Genomic DNA, 18,931 nt, shown 5'->3' on the forward strand with positions numbered 1-18,931 from the left:
TACTATTTTTCTCTTTTAAAGTTTTTTTACTCTAATAATATAAATATTTTTATCAATACATTATGTCATTTAAAATAATTTTGGAGTACATTTAAATAAAATTTGTAATTTTATAGTTTAATATAAATTGTTTACTTTTAATTTACTTTACATAATATTTTGTATGTAAAGATGCAAAATAAAAAAATAGAAACAGTACTTATATTTTGTGTACTGTTTTTAATATCATAAAATTATAGATCTATCTTATTTTCTAAAATATAAGAAGTTGCTATGAAAAGAACTATAAATAATATAGCTTGAAAAATTAAAGATGCCATATTAACATCAACTCCATGCATTCCATACATAGTATTTTGTAATTTAGATGAAACTATATCTACACTAAAAGTTTCAGGAAAAATTTTAGATATTGTAGATAAAAATTCACTTACTATAATTGAAAGAACAACAAATATTCCGAAAGCACCTAATTTTCCTAACTTTTTATTTCTAATTGCCACTTTACTTAATGATATTGAAAAATATACTGTAGTTAAAAAATAGAGCATATATACTACAGCGCTTACAACAGTAAACATAATAAAACCTGGGCTAACAACTTCTGAAATTTTTGATAAAATTCCTTTCCAATCACTTGTAATTTGAGTAAATATTATGAAGTTAAAAAGAATAGCCACTGCTCCCATTACTATACTTTGAATTAAAGATGTCAAAAGTTTTGATCCTAAAATTGAATAACCAGTTTCCGGAAGAGTAAATAGTAAATACCCACTGTCCTTATATATGTCTCTACTAAATAAACTTATATTCCATATAAAAACTGAAATAGAAGTAGCACAAGTTATCATATATGATAAAAAAACTATGACTCCATCTTCCCATACTTTTATTCTTGTAAGAAGCATCAAATTAAGTATAATAATTACACCAAGGCTTATAATAATTTCTTTAGTATAACCTTTTAATTCATATTTTATTAGATTAAGCATCTTTAAATACCTCCCTGTATAGTTCATCTATGGACATTCCCTTTTCATTTCTAAATTCTTCAGCATTGCCACTTAAAACTATTTCACCTTTAGATATAAAAGCTACATCATCAAATAACCTTTCAATATCATTTACCAGGTGAGTAGTAATAATCATAGAACTATCCTCGCTGTAATTATTAAGTATAGCATCTAGTATTTTTTCCCTTGTAGTAGGATCTACCCCTCCTAAAGGCTCATCCAATATGTATAGCTTTGCTTTTCTAGACAAAGTAAGTGTTAAATATAATTTTTCAGTCATGCCTTTTGAAAGAGATGTAATTTTAGAATTTGCATCTAAATTCATAAATTCTAAAAGCTCCATAGCCTTATCTTTATCAAAATCCTTATAAAAGCTATTAAAAAACTCTATTGCATCCTTAATCTTCATCCATTTAAATAAATAATCCTTATCAGGCAGGTATGATACTATAGCTTTTGTCTGTATACCCGGTTTATGACCACCTATAACTATTTCTCCACTGCTCTGTCTTAAAATACCTGCAGCTATTTTTAAAAAAGTAGTTTTACCACTACCATTAGGTCCTAAAAGTCCCACTATTTTTCCTTTTTTAACTTCTAAATTTATTCCATTTAACGCTCTTTTACTAAAATAACTTTTTTCAATATTACTAGCTTTTAAAATAAAATCTTCCATAATTTATTCCTCCTGCAATTTATCCTGGATTATTTTTACTATTTCTTCTTTACTAAATCCTAAGTTCTTCATTCCATTTATAAAACCATCTATCATTTCCTTTGCCATACCTTTTTTTAGATTGCTTACCATTGCTATATCCTCCTTTACAAAGGTACCAGTCCCTCTCTGAGTATAAGTTATATTTTGTCTTTCTAATTCTTGATAAACCCTCTGAAGTGTATTAGGATTTACTTTAAATTTTGATGACATTTCTCTTACCGATGGTAATTTGTCTCCTGGTTTTAAACTTTCTGAAACTATATCCTTTTTTATACTATTCATTATTTGAACATATATAGGAAGCTTATCATCAAATTTAATATCCATTATCTTACCTCCTTATGTTTTAATGTTTTAGTGTTGTATTTAAATAGTACACTAAAACTATATGGTAGTCAACAGTAAATTTTTTGTGATAAGCTCAGAAAAAAAGCATATTGCAAGTTTGGATTTTAACTTCAGTTGTACATATTAATATTGATAGTTTTATAATTTAGCCCTTAAAAACTTAGGCGGAAGCCTTCAGGATAGACACATAAAGCAAAAAATATTTCTTTTGGTATAATAGAATTGCGAGGATTGAAAAGGATCAAATAGAGCACTATATAACATATATATCTAAAACTAGAAATAAACTTACTACTTACAGCCTGAACCTTAAGTTGTGATTAGAATAACTAACTTAAAATATATAGATAAAAATAATTATTATGAAAGCTGCGCTTTTAAGATAGATAATAGGAATAATAGTATATATGTAGACTGAAGTAAGAAGAAACGTTAAGCTGTATGAAGACTGATATATGTTGTGCAGGAACATTCGAGCAAATTTTAGAAGTTCTTATGCTTGAGATATTGAAAAATGCCGTAATTTTTGCCAGGACGGCAAAAGCTCCGAAAGTGACAGGAGGTCACATTTGAGGAGGTAGGCATTTTTTTATATCTCAGGCATTAGAACTTCTTAAATGAAGCGAGTGTTCCTGCACAACATATATCAACCGTAATACAGCTTAACGTTTCTTCGGTTACTTGCGTCACATTATTTTTACAATGTGAACTTTCTAAAATTCTTTTTCTAAAAGTTTATAAGTATATACAATTAAAAAACTTGTAACTATTAAAGAAAGTACAACACTTACATTTAAAGTAGGATACTGATTTAACGCAATTCCTTTAATATTACCTAATATATAACCTAATCCAATAAAAACAGCAGTAAGAGCAACATCATATTGGAACAAATACTTATAAAGTAAAATATAAATTACTCCTCCTAATAATGAAAATATAAGCATTATTATAGATGGAGAACTAAATGAACTTACTATTCCATAAGGTACCATGAGTAAAATAGCTAAAGCTATTTTAGTATATTTACTTTTAGCATTCTTAACAGCTATAACTATGGCTAAAAATAAAGCCATTTTTCCTATATAAGAAGTACACATATAGATTAATTGTCCCAAAAACTTATTTAAAGTTCCTAGTGAACAATAAATAGAATTATCTACTTCCATCACATTCCTTCCAGTAAATATAGTTCCAATAAAAAATATGAGAAGCGTAATAGAAAAAATCAACATAACATTAAAATAGCTGTGTTTTGAAGGTTTTCTATAAAAACTCTTTGAATATGCTATTATTGATACTTCTATAAATGATACAATTACTTTTCCCAATATACCTGCTGCTGTAGAAGTTATTATCTGGGATCTAAAGGAACTAGTAGTAGAAAAAAGCATCTGCTTTTCTGGCATATTTAAAAATAAGGACATTATATTTAATGTTAAAAGTATTAAAAATAGCTTAAAAAATATAGGTTTCGATATTTGTTTTTTGCTCCAAGCAATTACAGCTTTTATTCCTATCCATATTATTGGTATAATAAATGCTAAAGCTAGTATCGCTACAACAGCTATTATCCAGGCATACTTTTTTACCATTTGGCTTTTCGCACTATCAGAAATTTGCAGTGTTTTATCTATTTGAAGTATTTCACTGCCAGAAACTACTGCATTTATTTCAGGCTTATAAACCTTAAGCTTGGTAGTTTTATCTTCTAAAGTAAATGACCAATCAATACGATTATCCAATTTATTTTCTTTTGCTGAAATTTCTTTTAAATCTGCTTTTTTCAGTCCATATTTATTTTCTATAAAATCATAAAGCAGTTTTTCAGCTTTTTCTTTAGTAAGATTTTCTCCTTTTCTATTTTTAGGGAGAATATGCTTAACATTTATATTATGTTTCTTATCAATAACTGTAACTTGAAACTCCTCAGCTCTTTCATTTATATCCCCAGTAAATTTTACAAATCTCACTTTCCATTTAAAGAGATTTATGTAATTCCCTATTAAGGATTTGTATTTATCTCTTCCTTCTTTTCTAATAAAATCTTGAGAAACAAATATTTCATCATCATTATCATATATATCTTTAACTTCTACATTACTTATGACTTTCCAATCGCCAGAAAGTTTAAAGCCTTCCTTTTGAAGCTCCATCTTAGCTAAACTTTCTGCTTCAGCTCGTTCAATATTAAATTGTGGTATTGCTGAATGAATTGTAAATAATGCAATTATAGATACAATAGTAAAAAACACTGTAATTGCAGTAATTATCCTATTCTTTTTCTTTGATTCAGTCCAGTTTTTTATTTTATTAGTTTCACTTTCCTCATTATCGACAATAGGATTTTCAATAATTTCTCTACTATTTTCATTTGATTCTTCTACATATTCTTCTATATTTGCAGCATTATACACATCTTCTTCTATATCTATCCAGAATCCATTTTTAATTCTTCCATATACAGCTAGGGCTAATGGTAAAATCACAATAATTACTATTAGAATTTTTTGATATATAAGAGGTTTACCTGATGTTGTCATAATCATCATAGTCATAAGTATAAAATCATAAGTAAAGTGAGCTATTATTCCTGATATAATACCAAAAAAATAGAATATTAATCCGAAACCTAAAGCTACAATTAAAAGTTCCACTAATCTTGCGTATGCAGGAAATCCAGGATAATTAGCATGAGCAGCACTAAATACTAATATTTCAAATACAAATGCTGTTATTATGCATAATTTTGGTTTATTATATTTTTTTCCTATTAAAACTCCAAGACAAATAGGCATTGCTCTAAATGCAAATTCTTCAAAAACTCCTGCATTAAGGGCTTGTGCAAAACCTCCTGTCCATGCAAACCAATTTTCTTGTATATTAGGATCTATTACCATAGAAGCCGGCTGCCACCATCCAGGAAGATGATTCATTGTTCCATAAAATATAGTTTCATACATAAGCATTAATATAACAAATAAATATGCAATAATTACTCTATTTAAAAACTGCCATGATCCAAAATTTCTTATAGAAATCATCTTCCAAAAATTTGGATGATTAGGAAATGCTTTTTTATATAGTCCTTCACCTACACATATAGAAATAAAAGTAAACACACCTGTTAAAATACCTATAATTAGTGATATAAATATTTTTACCATATAAAATAAGGTTGGAGTCAAATATGTAGTATCCATATAGGTCAAATCCTGATTCATATTAAAAATTCCATTTATAAATGTCATAAAAATTAAAAATATCACAAAAATCAATGGATTTTTCCATGTTATCATTTTTCTTCTATTCAAGTAGAAGAAACAAAAGAATCCAACTACAAAAATTAGTATGTAAAATATAAAAGATGAAGTATTGGCAATATTATCATTATAACTTCTTTGCTGTTCATAGTTTCTGGTAAAACTTTCAGGTATATCAAGATAGTGTTGGACTTTAACTAATTTATCTCCCTTAATTTGTAATTCTACTTTATCTTTTGCTTCTCCTATATTTACATTTCTTTTATAGTTAAAAATATAATCTGCTCTTCCATTACTTTGTATTTTTTGTGATTTATCTATTAATTTATATTCTTTTAAGTTTAAATTCCAATTTTCTACTGCTTGCTTTTCAGCAATAGTTTCAGCAGTATTTTCACTTAAAGACACTCCCTTTACATCATCAAGTACGCTTTTATAAAATCCATAAACCTTTCCTGAAGGTGTAAAGTATACATCAACTTTTTCATTTCCTCCCTTTGGTATAATACTAACTGTCCAAACAGCTGGTATGTATCCGTCTTCTTTTTTTATTAAAGAATTTAATTTATGGGAATCTCCAACTTTAAGTTCATAATATGTTTGAGCTTTCTCATCTAAAGAAAAAGAAGCAGTTTCTCTAGAATTTTTTAGTTCCCAACCATATTTTTCTGCAAGTTTTTTTGTTTCATTTATAGCTTGATTTTTATTCATTTTTACATTAAAATCTAAATCTTCTTGAGCATTTGGTGCAAAAGTAAAAAAAAGTGCTGCTATTATAGAGAATAAAATTAGTCCTCCAACCTTTTTCCATGTATTAATTTTCACGCGTTTCCCCATCTCCTTCACTATTATTGTAAATAATATTATTTACTACTATTTTACATGATTATTATTTCGTTTACCTTTCTTTAACCTTAAATTTTTTTAATTTAAAAAAGGCTGCTTGAAAAAAGCAAACCTTTTTTAATAATTAAAACTTTCTACTTAATTTTAAACTTATCTACTAAATTATTCAATTGATTTGATGAATTACTTAGATCTTCAGCCATTTGAGCAAATTCCGACATTACATCTGTCTGTCCTTGAACACCACTAGATATAGCCTTTATTTCAGCGGACATCTCTAAATTACTACTATTTACAGTTTCCATAGTTGTTTTAAGTTCCTCCACTGAAGCACTTTGCTCCTGTGCTGCTGCAGCTATACTTTGAATTTTACTATTTACGTTGTTTATACCTTGTACAATCTTTTCAATATGAACAACTACATCTTCAACCATTCTACTTCCCTTTTTAATATTATCTGCTTCTTGCGCTGCTGCATCTATCGTGTTTTTTATCATTTTATTTATACCCTCTATTATATTTTCAATATTTTTAGAAGATTCATTATTACTTTCAGAAAGATTTCTTATTTCTTCAGCCACTACTGCAAAACCTTTTCCCTGTTCTCCTGCTCTACTAGCCTCTATTGAAGCATTTAAAGCTAACAAATTAGTTTGATCTGATATTGATTTAATAGTATTAATTATATTTTTAATTTCTTCTGCCTTAATACCTAATTTCTCATTTATAGCCATATTTGCTGAAGAAATATTTTCAATTTTATTCATTTCATCCTTAGTAATCTTTACAAACTCACTACTGTCCAAAGCAATATTGTTAATTTCTTCTGTCAGAATACTTATATTTTCAACATCTTCAGCTGTAATTTGTACTGACTCTGCAATATTAGAAGAGCTTGCAGCAACCTGACCTACTGAGTGAGAGATATTTTCACTTCCATTATCTAATTCCATCATGTTTTCATTTATTTCCCTTATACTCTCTATACCTTTTTCAGCTCCACTATTTAAGACTTCAGAACTTTTTGATACAAGAATAGAATTCTCTTTTATATTTTCTATCATGTTAACTAACTTGTCCATAAAATTGTTAAAAGATTTAGCCATTGTACCTATCTCATCATTAGATTTTATAGTTATCCTTTTAGTCAAATCGCCCTGGCCGTTTTCTATATCTTTAAGTATAACAAACATGTTATTAATTGGGTTTAATATACTAGCTTGTAGCAGCATTATAACTATAATAGCTAAAATTAATGAAAAAGTTCCAAGTGCTATTGAAAATCCCTTATTTTTGCCCATAATATTCTGTACATTTCTCAAATCTAAATTCATAGAATTCTCAGCAGTATTATTTAATGTATTAATTTCAACAGATAAATTAGATGCCATTGGATCAAATTTATCCATCAGTGTATTTCCTTTATCGGTCCCCTCTTTCATATAAACATTTGCCATATTCACACCAAGTTCATAAAATTCATCGAAATCTTTATCTATCTTTTCAGTTTTATCTTTAATACTAGGATCCATATTTTGAAGTTTGTTCAAAGAATCCTTAAAGGTCAATTTATATTTTTCGGCTTCTTTAAGACTATCCACATTTTTAGTTGCAGAAGCATCTGATAGAAACTGTTGTATTTGTATTACTGATACATTTATTTTAGATGAATATTGTAATTCCCTATATGTAAAATCTTTTACTTTACTTATGCTTTTATCATTATTACTCAAAAAATTGATACTAATCACAATATTTAACAAAAAGCTTAATAGAATGACTCCAAATGCTAAAATTAATTTTGATCTTATTTTTAAATTCATACTAATTCCTCCTAAGTACTTATTCTACATAAATTATATTTGTAAAAAATTGTTTGACTTTCAAATGACAAATGTTATTATAGCCATTTGAAAACTTAGTAACTTTTTAGTGCTATAAGTACATTATAGCTTAAATAGCTCTATGTGGTAAATAGATATTGTTATTTCTTAATTCACTCCTACTACACTTACATAATATTCATCTACCCTAAAATCTCTATTTCCAAACTTCTCTTTCTTTTATTTTAATAGTTCAAATACTCATTATTATATTAAAAAGGTAATGTTTTATTTTTATTAATACCTTAGTTTCTACACTATAATAGGCAATTTTTAGTTTCAGGTACTCCATACATTTAACATATTAAAACATAATTAAATAGGTGCAATCAATTACATTGATCACACCTGTTTTCATAATCTGATATTCTATTTTTTAAATATAATAACTCATCATTAACAACAAAGAATATCTTTTCATAATACTATTACTTTAACTTGGTAATGATTTAAACCATAATGTTAATATACGCTTAGCTTGTTTTTTACAAACATGGACTCTTAAATAAAAACTTTAAATTTAAACAAAATTACATTCTCGTACTAATAAGATTTATGTCAGCAATATCAAAAATTCTAGATGAATTATTATAATATGCCTTCTGTTGTTTAGTGATTTTTGACTTTTCTTCTCTTAGTTCTTTTAGTTTCTTTCTACGTATTTTTTCCACATCACTTAGTTCATCCGTATCCTTAGATTTTTTCTCTTTGTATTTACAATTACAACTAACCCCACCATTTTCGTCTATTACAAAGCTTACATCAGTTATTTCTTTACCATCAGGCATGTACTTATGTGTACTAAGATATTGAGGAAATGATGGTGCTAAATTTAACAATCTATTTAAATTTTCAGCTGCTTTTGGGTCCTTCATTGCTTTTTCTACATACTTTGGAGAAACATTAAAGGTTGTTGTTCCATTCTTATTAAATAAATATGAATCACTCATATTAATATTAACGCCAGGATATTTATTACAAAGATTATTAAAATATTCATCTTTTGAAACTGTTTTAGCTGAATTATTTATTGTATTGTTATCTACAATTTTATTTGAATTATTCATAGAGTTATTTGATATTTGTGTATAGTAGCGATTATAACTACTTCCAATTTCAATTGACATATTATTCATCCTTTCTATGCATTTCAGTAAAGTACTTCCTGTATTGTTATCGGATTCATCTTCTTCAACTTAATGGTTTTCCATATATTATAATTCCAAATATCTTTTAAATAGCACTTTATCAAATCTTAAAATATATTCAAAGATTTTAGAAAACATAGAACGAAAAGCCTTGCATATTATATATCAAAACATACCTAATCTTAATTTACAATTTTAAATGATATTTTCCATAGGTTTTTCAAGCTTTCATAAAGATTTCAACCTTTTCTATAAGACTTTGATATAGTGATTTATTTTATTTTTGTAAAGACACCTTTTCCACAATCTTTTCTGGATTTATTATTTTGCCTAATTTATATTCTTTACCCTGTTTACCAATTTGAACTATATCACCTGTATCCATTACTGCTTTCAAAAACTTTTCTGGGGTTATATTGGGATTTACCTGACAGCATAAAGTATATAAACCTGCTACATAAGGAACTGTCCAACTAAGTCCACCCTGTTTGTAAAATACATAATCTGATTTTCCAGTAGGAGATGCAGTACACCTGCTGTCCATTGGTACCATAAAATTCTTTTCTATATCAAATTTTTTATTATCTTTAAAAAACATACTCTTCCAGAATATTCCTGGTTCATAACTTTTAAAGTCATCTGGATTTTTCGTATTTTCTCTTCCAAGACCCCAAAAATCTAATCCATAATATTTATCAAAACTTGTGGAAACTACTAATATTCCTTCATTTTTAGCTCTTTTTACTGCTTCATCTATTTCTTTATACCCTTTTTGATTTTCACTCCATCCTATTGACATAGAAATAACTCTTATCTTTCTTTCTTTTGGCAGAGTTTTATTTATTTCTATAATTCTATCTATAGATTTGGCTAAATATTTAAAATCAAAAGGAAACTCACCTAACATGCTGCTTAAAGTAAATTTTCCATGAGTTTCAGCAATATAGTACAAATCTGCTTCTGGTGCAACTCCCACATTCTTACCTACTGCAATTGAAGCAACCGCTGGTCCATGCATCTGTGCATTATTTTCTTTAGGATTGTGAATTTCTTCATAAAACTTTAATCTGTCTTTATATTCTTTATGATCAGTTAAAAGAGTTTGATCAATAATAGCCATGCTTACTCCTTTTCCGGTTATTCCTTTTTCATGAAGCTTTCTTATATTTAATCCCGGATTCTTTCCCATTTCCATAATTCCTTGAGCATCAAAGCCTTTTGGCATATCAGAAGGCCATTTTGTCTTACTATCAAAATCTGCATGCATTAAATCTTTTAAATTATCCTTAACATTAAGTTCTGATAAATCATAGCTTCTTAAATCTACCTGCCAACCTTTTTTTGAGTTTTCATCATATTTAGGAAGTTTTTTAAGCTTCCCTCTTCCATAACCTGAAGCCTCAGGTAATCTAGCTATTCCACTATTTCCATTTACCTTATAATCAGTATATTGGGTTAGTGGAAAATTGAAAGCAAATATTAAAAATACTCCTATAATAATGATAATAAGAAAAAGTATCTTCTTTTTAAAACTAAGTTTTTTAATACTTTCTAACATGCTTTACCCCCTAAACTATTTATTTTTCACATTATTTTTAGCATGGATTACAATTGTAATCCATACTTTAATATTACCATTGTAATCCAAACTTGTCAATAAAGTTTTAAATTCCACTAAATAGAAAAGAGAAGGCTGACTTTTCCTTCTCCTTAAACTTTTATAATATCCTTAAAATATTGAGTTATTTTTTCTCTATTTGTTGTATTTAACTTTAGCACTTTACCATTAATATAAATGTTCAATTCATTAACTAAGGAAATATCCACATCATATTTTAAATTTCTTTTTTTATACTCTAAAGATATAAATTCATTTATAATCTCCTCAATTTCTTTTAATGACATATTATTTTTAATCACTTTTTGCTTCAAAATAGCTTTTTTCAAAGAAGGCTTAACCTCCTTCATTATCTTGTAAAGATTTATTTGTTTCCACCTTGCTACCCTTATCTTTAAATCTTTAAAGATTTCATTTTCATCTTTCCTTATAATGGGAACATTGTGAAGCTGACTTTCAAGCTTTTTTACAGTAGGATTACTGCTGTCAAACTTGCTCATAATAAATAAGGCACCATAATCATATTCAGTTCTTATAATTCTTCCATAAATCTGCTTTAGGTCTATGGAAACAATGGGAAAATTCACCCTTGCATAAGCATGCCAATAGCTTTTTCCTCTTTCTACTTGATTTTCTATTAAAGATTTATAAAATGGTTCCTTACTATTAATATTAGGCACTTTATCTAAAATTACTGTAGTCATAGTATCTCCTGGAATATCTATTCCTTCAAAATATCCCTTTGATCCCAGCAAAATATATCTTTCCTCTCTAGATTTTAATTTTTCTATATCCTTTTTTCCGTCTACAACACTTACTCCTAAAGCCTTTAAATTTTCTAAAGCCTCCTCCTTAAAGGCATGAAGCCTTTTTCTACTGGTAAAAAGAATAATAATATTGCCTTCAACATTAGATAAAAGCTCTATAACAAACTTTTTCATTTCTTCTGAAAAAGCATCTATATCATTAGGATCAATATTCTCCACAGCATAAATTGCACTCTTACCTTTATAGTCAAACACAGGTTTTATAGGAGGAACCTCTACTATTTCTTTGTTTTGAGACTTTGCAATATTTATTCCTAAAGTATTTTTTAAATTATTGTAACCATTATCTGAACTTAAAGTTGCAGATACAAAAACACAACTCTTAGCGCTACTTAAGACTTTTTCATAAAAAGCACCAGATACATCTAAGGGAATACTAGATATCTTCCACCACTTAAAAAATTTATCTACTTCAAAGTAAAAACAATACCCTTCTTCATTTTGATTTATCAAACTTTCCAAAAGTCTGCTATATCCATTTATACCTTCCACTTTTTCTATTAATATTTTAAGTCTTTTATCTTTTTGGAGGTTAGATATATCCTTTAAAACAATAACTGCCTTCTCTAAATTTATATTTAAGCTACCTAAATCTTCTTTAAGATACTCTAAATATTTTATTACTCCTGCTATCTTAGGATTATTTTTATTTAAATGATCTTTTATGTTGTAATCCTTACTTATGCCGCTAGTATATATATAATTTTCAAATGCAGCCTTAATATTCAACATTTGATTTATGCACTGCTTTATCCATGACTCTATGTCACTTAAAGGTAAAGTGTCCTTTTTAGTTCTTCTTGATAAATAATATAAGTATCCACTTTTTTCTTCGCTGTTATATATTTCTTTTAGATATCTTTCAAATTCATAAGAAACCAGAGCATTTTCAAAAGCATCATAGGCTTCCTGAGTAAGATTATGTGCTTCATCCACCACAATATTTTCAAGCTGAACAATAGTTTTGTATGGCCATTTTAATAGTAAGGAATGATTTACAACAATAAGCTGTGATTCCTTTAGCAATTCAACCCTTGCTGCGTAATAACACTGATCTTTATACTTACAAACTCCCACATCGCAAAGCTCTGAATCACAATTACACTGATTTATCAAAAAATCCAAATTAAACTTCTCTCTTATAACAGTGCTTATTTCCTCTACCTCTCCAATACCCTTTTCTCTCATAAGCCTTTTTAAATAAACATAACCAATGAGAGTTTTCATATCTTTGGGATATTCTATATCCCCAAACCTGTCAAAACAGAGATAATTGCCTTTTCCTTTGATTAAAGTATAATTTACATCTCTTTTCAAATTTAATGCTTCTAAAAGATTAGGAATATCTTTCTCAACCAGCTGATTTTGTAATCCTTTCGTGTTAGTAGATATAATAACCTTTTCTTCTTTGACATATGTATATATGGAAGCTGGAAGCAAATAAGCCATGCTTTTTCCCAATCCCGTTGGTGCTTCCATTATTGTAATTTTGCCTTTTTCCAGTCCTTCTCTTATAAATTTTGATGCATCCCTCTGCTGTGGTCTTAAGGTATAGCTCCTTCCATTTCTTCTCCAGATTTGTTTATGTTCAAAAAGTTTTTCATAATCCTTCAGTGCAAAAACAGGATATGGCTCAATAACTTTCTTCTTAAATTCAATAGTTCTATTTTCTATGAAGTATTTTACATCCTTCATATTTACCTTTGCAAGATGCTTATACCAGCTCCACCATTCCAGTTCTGTAATACTCATAGGCATTGAATAACCATTTTCACAATAGAAGTTGCTTATTGCATAATTAACCATAAGTATTATATCTTCCACATAACTAAGACCCCTGCAATGTTCGCTCTCATAACCAGGAATAAACTTCTTTAATAAATATTGAAGATCAAAGGACCTAAGCTCTGGAAATAGAATTGCAATAAGTTCTATTAAATCTAAAAATTCATTATGTATCTTAAGAAGATTTTTTTCAAATTCTTTATTGTAAGAGACTACTGGAAAATCTTCAATAAAGTATATTAGTTTCTTAATCCCATCTTTTAACTGCAGAGCACTATCTAGTTCTTTTTGTGTAATTCCACTTAAAAGATCTGAAATACTTAATTCTACTAATTTATTTGGATTAACTAAAATGTTAAACTTTGTAACAACATTATTCCTTATTTTAACAGCACAAATTCTTATGATTTTGTCATCATTACCTTTGATCTCTATATGTAAAAATATTAAATTATTTAGTATACTGTATGGTTTCATATCTTCTCCTTGATAAATAAGTTAACTATTATACTTACTTATAACATTAGCATAAAATCTAAGGGTATTATAACATATATTATTCTTTAATTTAATAAAAAACTCTAACACCATTTTTTACTTTATAAAAACAATATCTCTTCTTATTAAAGGTTAAACCTAATAAAATAGAAAAAGTGCACATCCTTAAAAGATTAGCACTTTCCTTATAACTATTACATTTTTTCACTTACTATTTTCTCAAACTTCTTATCTGAAAGAATTTCATTTGTCACAAACTCACCATTATAAAATAAACTATATGTAACAAAAGGAGCTGGTGCCATTTTTGCTTCTTCAGTGGATTCAATTCTAATTGATTTAAAGGCAATTTTTTTCTCGTGAGCAATTTTTTCAATAATAGGTACATATTTTGCAGTAAACGGACACTGGTTTGAATAATACAAAACAAAACCTTGCTCTTTAATTAAAGGTATTTTTATATGTTCCATAAAACAAGGTTTAGATGCATTTTCATGAAAAGGTAAATAAAACAATTCATAAAAAGGCTCTGAAGTATCAGCTAGCTTAAATCCCTTATACTTTAAATACTTGAGATCTGAAATATAAGGAATTTTCTTTTTGGCAGACAATATTACTAATCCTAACTTTCCTTTTTTCTTACTATCAGAAATACAAGCCTTCAAAAGTTCATTTGAATATCCTTGTCCTTTAAATCTCCCTGATACCCACAAGCAATCAATAAACATATAATCATTTGCTTCAATAGGGCACCATGCATTTTCTGCTGGCACATATTCTATAAAACATTTTCCCCTTACATTTCCCTTTAAGAATACCAAGCCTTCTTTAAAACGTTTTTTCAACCATTGTTTTTTTGATACAACTTGGCAATCCTTATTGCTTGAAATTGCGCAACAAATATGTTCTTCTTCTATGTTTCCCTCCGTAACCTTTATCAGTTCCACTATATCATCCTCCTAAATTTATTCGATGACTACACTCTCTAATACTTCCTCTTCTCCAAGTTGAAGTAAATCCCTGGATATCCATTTCTAATCATTAGGTAAAATTAAAACTCTATCTATTTTACCATATATCGTAATACTGTCCTCAATTTGTCTTTCCCTACTTTTCTGGCATCACTAAGATAAATTTCTCTATGAATCATTGATTTCCTTTGAAGGCAACTATTCTCCATGAATTCTTTCATCTTTGCAAAGTTTTCTGGTTCATTATCATAAGAACCTTTGTGCAACATTTGAATACTTAAACCATCCTCTAACTCATCAAACACAATTTCATCTAATAGTGGATGAGGTTTTTTCTTACGGGCAATTGCTAATGCCTTTTCTGCAACATTTTCATTCACAAATTCAGGCTGCCTAATCATAATAGTATATAATAACTCATCTTTATTTAAAGCATCTGCTTTTTTACCTTCTTCTGTCAAATTCCATAAACCTTCTAGTGGATATACTGTATATTCAAAATATCCATCTGGTGTAAATCCATTTTTAGGCATCATTCTAACAGCATATGACATAGTATATAGCACTCCTATTCGCTCCGAAAAATCTTCATCATTAGGGTTTCCTTTTCCCTTTATAATAAAAAACTTCTGTTTTGGAATTTTAACTAACTCAGGAATTACTTTTGGCAAATATAATTCTTTTTCATGTTTTCTCCACTCATGTTTCATATTACTTATCTCCTTTATACTAACATTTACAATGATTAATTCTTAATGCATTTGATTCAACATCTGCACTATGTAATAATCTCCTTGATCTTTCTTTTTTATAGTATAACAAAAGTAACATGACAACTGTATGTCATATTTCTTAATTACCAACTTTCGCACATTCAAAATTTCAACTTTTACATAAGAATACAGGATAAGCATTTATTCACATTAGCTAAGTTGTTTTCTTATTAGTCTTAGAAAAAAATTAAGAAAAGCATTAGAACTTTAGCCCTATTTTATGAAACCAAGTTTGGCAAAGTTCTTAGGCTTTCCTTAACTTTAGACTAATCAAAACATTTAGCAGTGATTAGCCACTCATTATATATCATGTAGTAAAAGTTAAAATTCAAACTTTTACTACATTTTTGCTTCTCATTATGCTTATTATTTATCTTTGTTTTCTTCAGTATTCTTATCATCAAGATAGCCTTTGCATTTTGTTTGAGGATTGTTCAAAAGTCCTGCTGTTACAAGAATTCCAAGAAGTGCATTTACTACCTCACTATAATTTTTAGGAAGAATATCAATACCAAATCCATTTAAAAGCATTGGTATAAACGCCGCTATAGAAACCCATAAACCATAATTTTTAAATCTATTGTTCATAACAAATCCCTCCTAATCCATTGTATTCTTTGATACAATTTTGTGTTACCAACAATACATTAACTCTGCTTATCTTTTAATATATTAATTTGTTCTAATCTTGATTTAAAGCTTTCTAATTTGTCTTTTTTATTTCCCTCATTCTGTTGAGTATTTTCAAATAATTCTAGAGTTCTATTTATTATTCTAATTTCATCACTGTATTTTTTTTGCTTTCTATATAAACTAACTAATCGCTCATATGGTTCAATTTCTGAAAATCCTTCTTTAACATTCAATTCATATAATTTAACAGCGTTGTTTATATCACCTTGTTTTTCGAGTTCTCTCGCCTTTAAATTTCTTTTAATTTGTTTACTAAATATAATATCTTTATATTCTATAAGCTTGCATTTCTTTTTAAATGAATTTTTATGTGAATTAATAAATTTTGCATTATCAATATCTTCTTTTAATTCATATATTAATTTATTATCAAGTGCTTTTTTAGCCTTTTGCATATATTTTTCAGCTTTATGTAATTTCAATCTTTGTAAATTGTAGGCTGAAATTGCCACAAACATTCTTTGCCTGGCACGTTTATTTATAATAACAAATGATGGTATACCTATGAAGGCAATTAAAAATACAGGATTAGTAAATCCTAAAAATAAGCATATACACGTAGTAGCTAATAATAAAGTATTTGTTATTTGGATCATAATAATATTTTTATTAAGTTTAATGTGTAACTTATTATTTATTATAATAATTTTTTTATTATTAGCAGCAAATCTATTATCATTAAAACCTGTAGAAATATCTATTCCATTGGTTTTACTAAAATTGATTTTAATATTTCTGCCTATTTTAATAGTTTTTTTAAAATTAGTTCCCATATATAACCACCTCTTACAATAATTATACCATACTGTTATGAGGAAGTGCCAGCAAGCGGGCAAAATCATGGTGCAATAAAAAAATTTATTGTATCTACACATAATGGGGCAGGAAATAACTTAAAAGATAGCATATACTGTTAATTAAAATCTATCTGAATAATAATAAGAAGACATTACTTATAATGACAAAATAAAAGAGTTTGGAATTAGTCCAAACTCTTTTATGATTTTTAACAAAATTACATTCATATTATTACTTTAGTTAAACTAGTGTGATATGAGTTATTTTTTATGCTTCCAATAAGAAAGAATAATAAGCCCTCATAGTTTCATATATATCTGCTTTGCTTGCTATTTCCCATGGAGCATGCATATTAAGAAGTGCGACACCACAGTCTATGACTTCCATATTATATTGAGCAAGTATATATGCTATAGTTCCACCGCCGCCTTGATCGACTTTTCCAAGTTCTGATGTTTGCCATGAAACATTATGTTTTTCCATTATAGACCTTATTTGTGCTATATACTCTGGATTTGCATCATTGCACCCTGATTTACCTCTTGCTCCAGTGTATTTATTAAATACTATACCTTTGCCAAAGTAAGCAGCATTTTTCTTTTCCATAGTAGATGGATAATTAGGATCAAAAGCTGCAGATACATCAGAAGATAACATTTTAGAATTAGTAAGAGCTCTTCTTAACTTCAGTTCTGTATAATCCTTGCAAAGATTCATAACTTCGGCTACTATGTTTTCAAAGAATCTTGAATGCATACCAGTTGAACCTACACTGCCTATTTCTTCTTTATCTACAAAAAGCCCCAAACAAGTTTTATCAGGCTTTTCTATTTTAAGCATAGCTTCAAAAGAAGTATATGCACATATTCTATCATCATGTCCATATGCCATAACCATACTTCTATCTAATCCATAATCTCTAGCTTTTCCAGCTGGAACTATTTCAAGCTCTGCAGAAACAAAATCTTCTTCATCAACATCATACTTTTCATTTAAAAGTTTTAATACATTTTGTCTAACTCTATCCTTAGCTTCTTTATCCTTAATTGGCATACTACCAACTAAAACATTTAAATCTTCACCTTCTACTATTTTGTTTCCTTTTTTCTCCATCTGGTCAGAAGATAAATGTATTAAAAGGTCAGAAACTCCTATTACAGGATCATCTTCACCGTCCCCTATTGATACTTTTATTTTTGTACCATCCTTTTTTATAATAACACCATGTATAGCTAAAGGAAGTGTAACCCATTGGTATTTTTTTATTCCACCATAATAATGAGTTTTGAATAATGCCATATCGGTATCTTCATATAGAGGATTCTGCTTTAAATCCAGCCTTGGAGAATCTATATGAGCACCTAATATTCTCATACCATCTTCAAAAGGTCTATTTCCTATAACAAACAATGCTAATCCTTTGCCCTTATTATTTGCATATACTTTATCTCCATGGTTTAAAGTACCATTTTTTGATATAACATCTTCTATATTTTTAAATCCTGCTTCTTCTGCTCTTATTATAAATTCTTCTACACATTCTCTTTCTGTTTTACACTTTGACATAAAAGTTTTGTATTTATCTGATAAATGAAATACATCCTTTAAGTCATCTTTTGAATATTTCTCCCATGCGTATTCATATTTTTTAGTTAAATCTTTACACATAACTATAATCCCCTCTCATCTCTAGCATATAAGGAACGCTTCCCCTTGCTATAATTATATTTACATAGTAGACTAATTTTA

General features: G+C 27.9%; 13 protein-coding genes. All 13 read right to left on the bottom strand.

Going from position 1 to position 18,931, the window contains the following annotated elements; all coding sequences use genetic code 11:
• Positions 1-233: 233 nt before the first annotated feature.
• Positions 234-992: a hypothetical protein gene (locus HBE96_RS08555; protein WP_169297344.1), complete on the bottom strand. Its 759-nt coding sequence runs from the start codon at positions 990-992 to the stop codon at positions 234-236.
• Positions 985-1,689 (bottom strand): ABC transporter ATP-binding protein, encoded by a 705-nt coding sequence (locus HBE96_RS08560; protein ID WP_169297345.1) that lies wholly within the window; start codon positions 1,687-1,689, stop codon positions 985-987. Before HBE96_RS08560 ends, HBE96_RS08555 begins: the two co-directional genes overlap by 8 nt.
• Before the next feature lie 3 nt (positions 1,690-1,692).
• Entirely contained in the window at positions 1,693-2,058 is a 366-nt protein-coding gene (locus tag HBE96_RS08565; protein ID WP_169297346.1) for a GntR family transcriptional regulator, read from the bottom strand.
• A gap of 734 nt (positions 2,059-2,792) precedes the next feature.
• Complete coding sequence (locus tag HBE96_RS08570) at positions 2,793-6,167, bottom strand: CPBP family intramembrane glutamic endopeptidase (RefSeq protein ID WP_169297347.1); 3,375 nt, start codon at positions 6,165-6,167, stop codon at positions 2,793-2,795.
• 155 nt (positions 6,168-6,322) lie between these two features.
• Entirely contained in the window at positions 6,323-8,011 is a 1,689-nt protein-coding gene (locus HBE96_RS08575) for a methyl-accepting chemotaxis protein (RefSeq protein WP_169297348.1), read from the bottom strand.
• 590 nt (positions 8,012-8,601) lie between these two features.
• Positions 8,602-9,198 (bottom strand): DUF6033 family protein, encoded by a 597-nt coding sequence (locus HBE96_RS08580; protein WP_169297349.1) that lies wholly within the window; start codon positions 9,196-9,198, stop codon positions 8,602-8,604.
• A 298-nt stretch (positions 9,199-9,496) separates the two neighbouring features.
• Positions 9,497-10,777 carry a S8 family serine peptidase gene (locus HBE96_RS25970; RefSeq protein ID WP_206154862.1) on the bottom strand — a complete coding sequence of 427 codons (1,281 nt, stop codon included), beginning with the start codon at positions 10,775-10,777 and terminating at the stop codon, positions 9,497-9,499.
• Between the two features lie 152 nt (positions 10,778-10,929).
• Positions 10,930-13,926, bottom strand: coding sequence for a helicase C-terminal domain-containing protein (locus HBE96_RS08590; RefSeq protein WP_169297350.1), 2,997 nt, complete (start codon positions 13,924-13,926; stop codon positions 10,930-10,932).
• Positions 13,927-14,141: 215 nt separating this feature from the next.
• Positions 14,142-14,894 carry a YoaP domain-containing protein gene (locus tag HBE96_RS08595; RefSeq protein ID WP_169297351.1) on the bottom strand — a complete coding sequence of 251 codons (753 nt, stop codon included), beginning with the start codon at positions 14,892-14,894 and terminating at the stop codon, positions 14,142-14,144.
• A gap of 116 nt (positions 14,895-15,010) precedes the next feature.
• Positions 15,011-15,628 carry a GyrI-like domain-containing protein gene (locus HBE96_RS08600; RefSeq protein WP_169297352.1) on the bottom strand — a complete coding sequence of 206 codons (618 nt, stop codon included), beginning with the start codon at positions 15,626-15,628 and terminating at the stop codon, positions 15,011-15,013.
• A gap of 429 nt (positions 15,629-16,057) precedes the next feature.
• Positions 16,058-16,279, bottom strand: coding sequence for a phage holin family protein (locus HBE96_RS08605; protein WP_169297353.1), 222 nt, complete (start codon positions 16,277-16,279; stop codon positions 16,058-16,060).
• Between the two features lie 59 nt (positions 16,280-16,338).
• Complete coding sequence (locus HBE96_RS08610; protein ID WP_169297354.1) at positions 16,339-17,157, bottom strand: DUF4236 domain-containing protein; 819 nt, start codon at positions 17,155-17,157, stop codon at positions 16,339-16,341.
• A 292-nt stretch (positions 17,158-17,449) separates the two neighbouring features.
• On the bottom strand, positions 17,450-18,850 hold the full coding sequence (locus tag HBE96_RS08615; RefSeq protein WP_169297355.1) for an aminopeptidase: 1,401 nt from the start codon (positions 18,848-18,850) through the stop codon (positions 17,450-17,452).
• Positions 18,851-18,931 lie beyond the last annotated feature (81 nt).

Source organism: Clostridium muellerianum (assembly GCF_012926525.1).
GTDB lineage: Bacteria > Bacillota > Clostridia > Clostridiales > Clostridiaceae > Clostridium_AM > Clostridium_AM muellerianum.

Coding starts and splice junctions, on each gene's coding strand:
- HBE96_RS08590 (WP_169297350.1), bottom strand. CDS start 13,926: ATGAAACCATACAGTATACTAAATAATTTAATATTTTTACATATAGAG.
- HBE96_RS08600 (WP_169297352.1), bottom strand. CDS start 15,628: ATGAAACATGAGTGGAGAAAACATGAAAAAGAATTATATTTGCCAAAA.
- HBE96_RS08560 (WP_169297345.1), bottom strand. CDS start 1,689: ATGGAAGATTTTATTTTAAAAGCTAGTAATATTGAAAAAAGTTATTTT.
- HBE96_RS08555 (WP_169297344.1), bottom strand. CDS start 992: ATGCTTAATCTAATAAAATATGAATTAAAAGGTTATACTAAAGAAATT.
- HBE96_RS08610 (WP_169297354.1), bottom strand. CDS start 17,157: ATGGGAACTAATTTTAAAAAAACTATTAAAATAGGCAGAAATATTAAA.
- HBE96_RS08605 (WP_169297353.1), bottom strand. CDS start 16,279: ATGAACAATAGATTTAAAAATTATGGTTTATGGGTTTCTATAGCGGCG.
- HBE96_RS08565 (WP_169297346.1), bottom strand. CDS start 2,058: ATGGATATTAAATTTGATGATAAGCTTCCTATATATGTTCAAATAATG.
- HBE96_RS08580 (WP_169297349.1), bottom strand. CDS start 9,198: ATGTCAATTGAAATTGGAAGTAGTTATAATCGCTACTATACACAAATA.
- HBE96_RS08575 (WP_169297348.1), bottom strand. CDS start 8,011: ATGAATTTAAAAATAAGATCAAAATTAATTTTAGCATTTGGAGTCATT.
- HBE96_RS08615 (WP_169297355.1), bottom strand. CDS start 18,850: ATGTGTAAAGATTTAACTAAAAAATATGAATACGCATGGGAGAAATAT.
- HBE96_RS25970 (WP_206154862.1), bottom strand. CDS start 10,777: ATGTTAGAAAGTATTAAAAAACTTAGTTTTAAAAAGAAGATACTTTTT.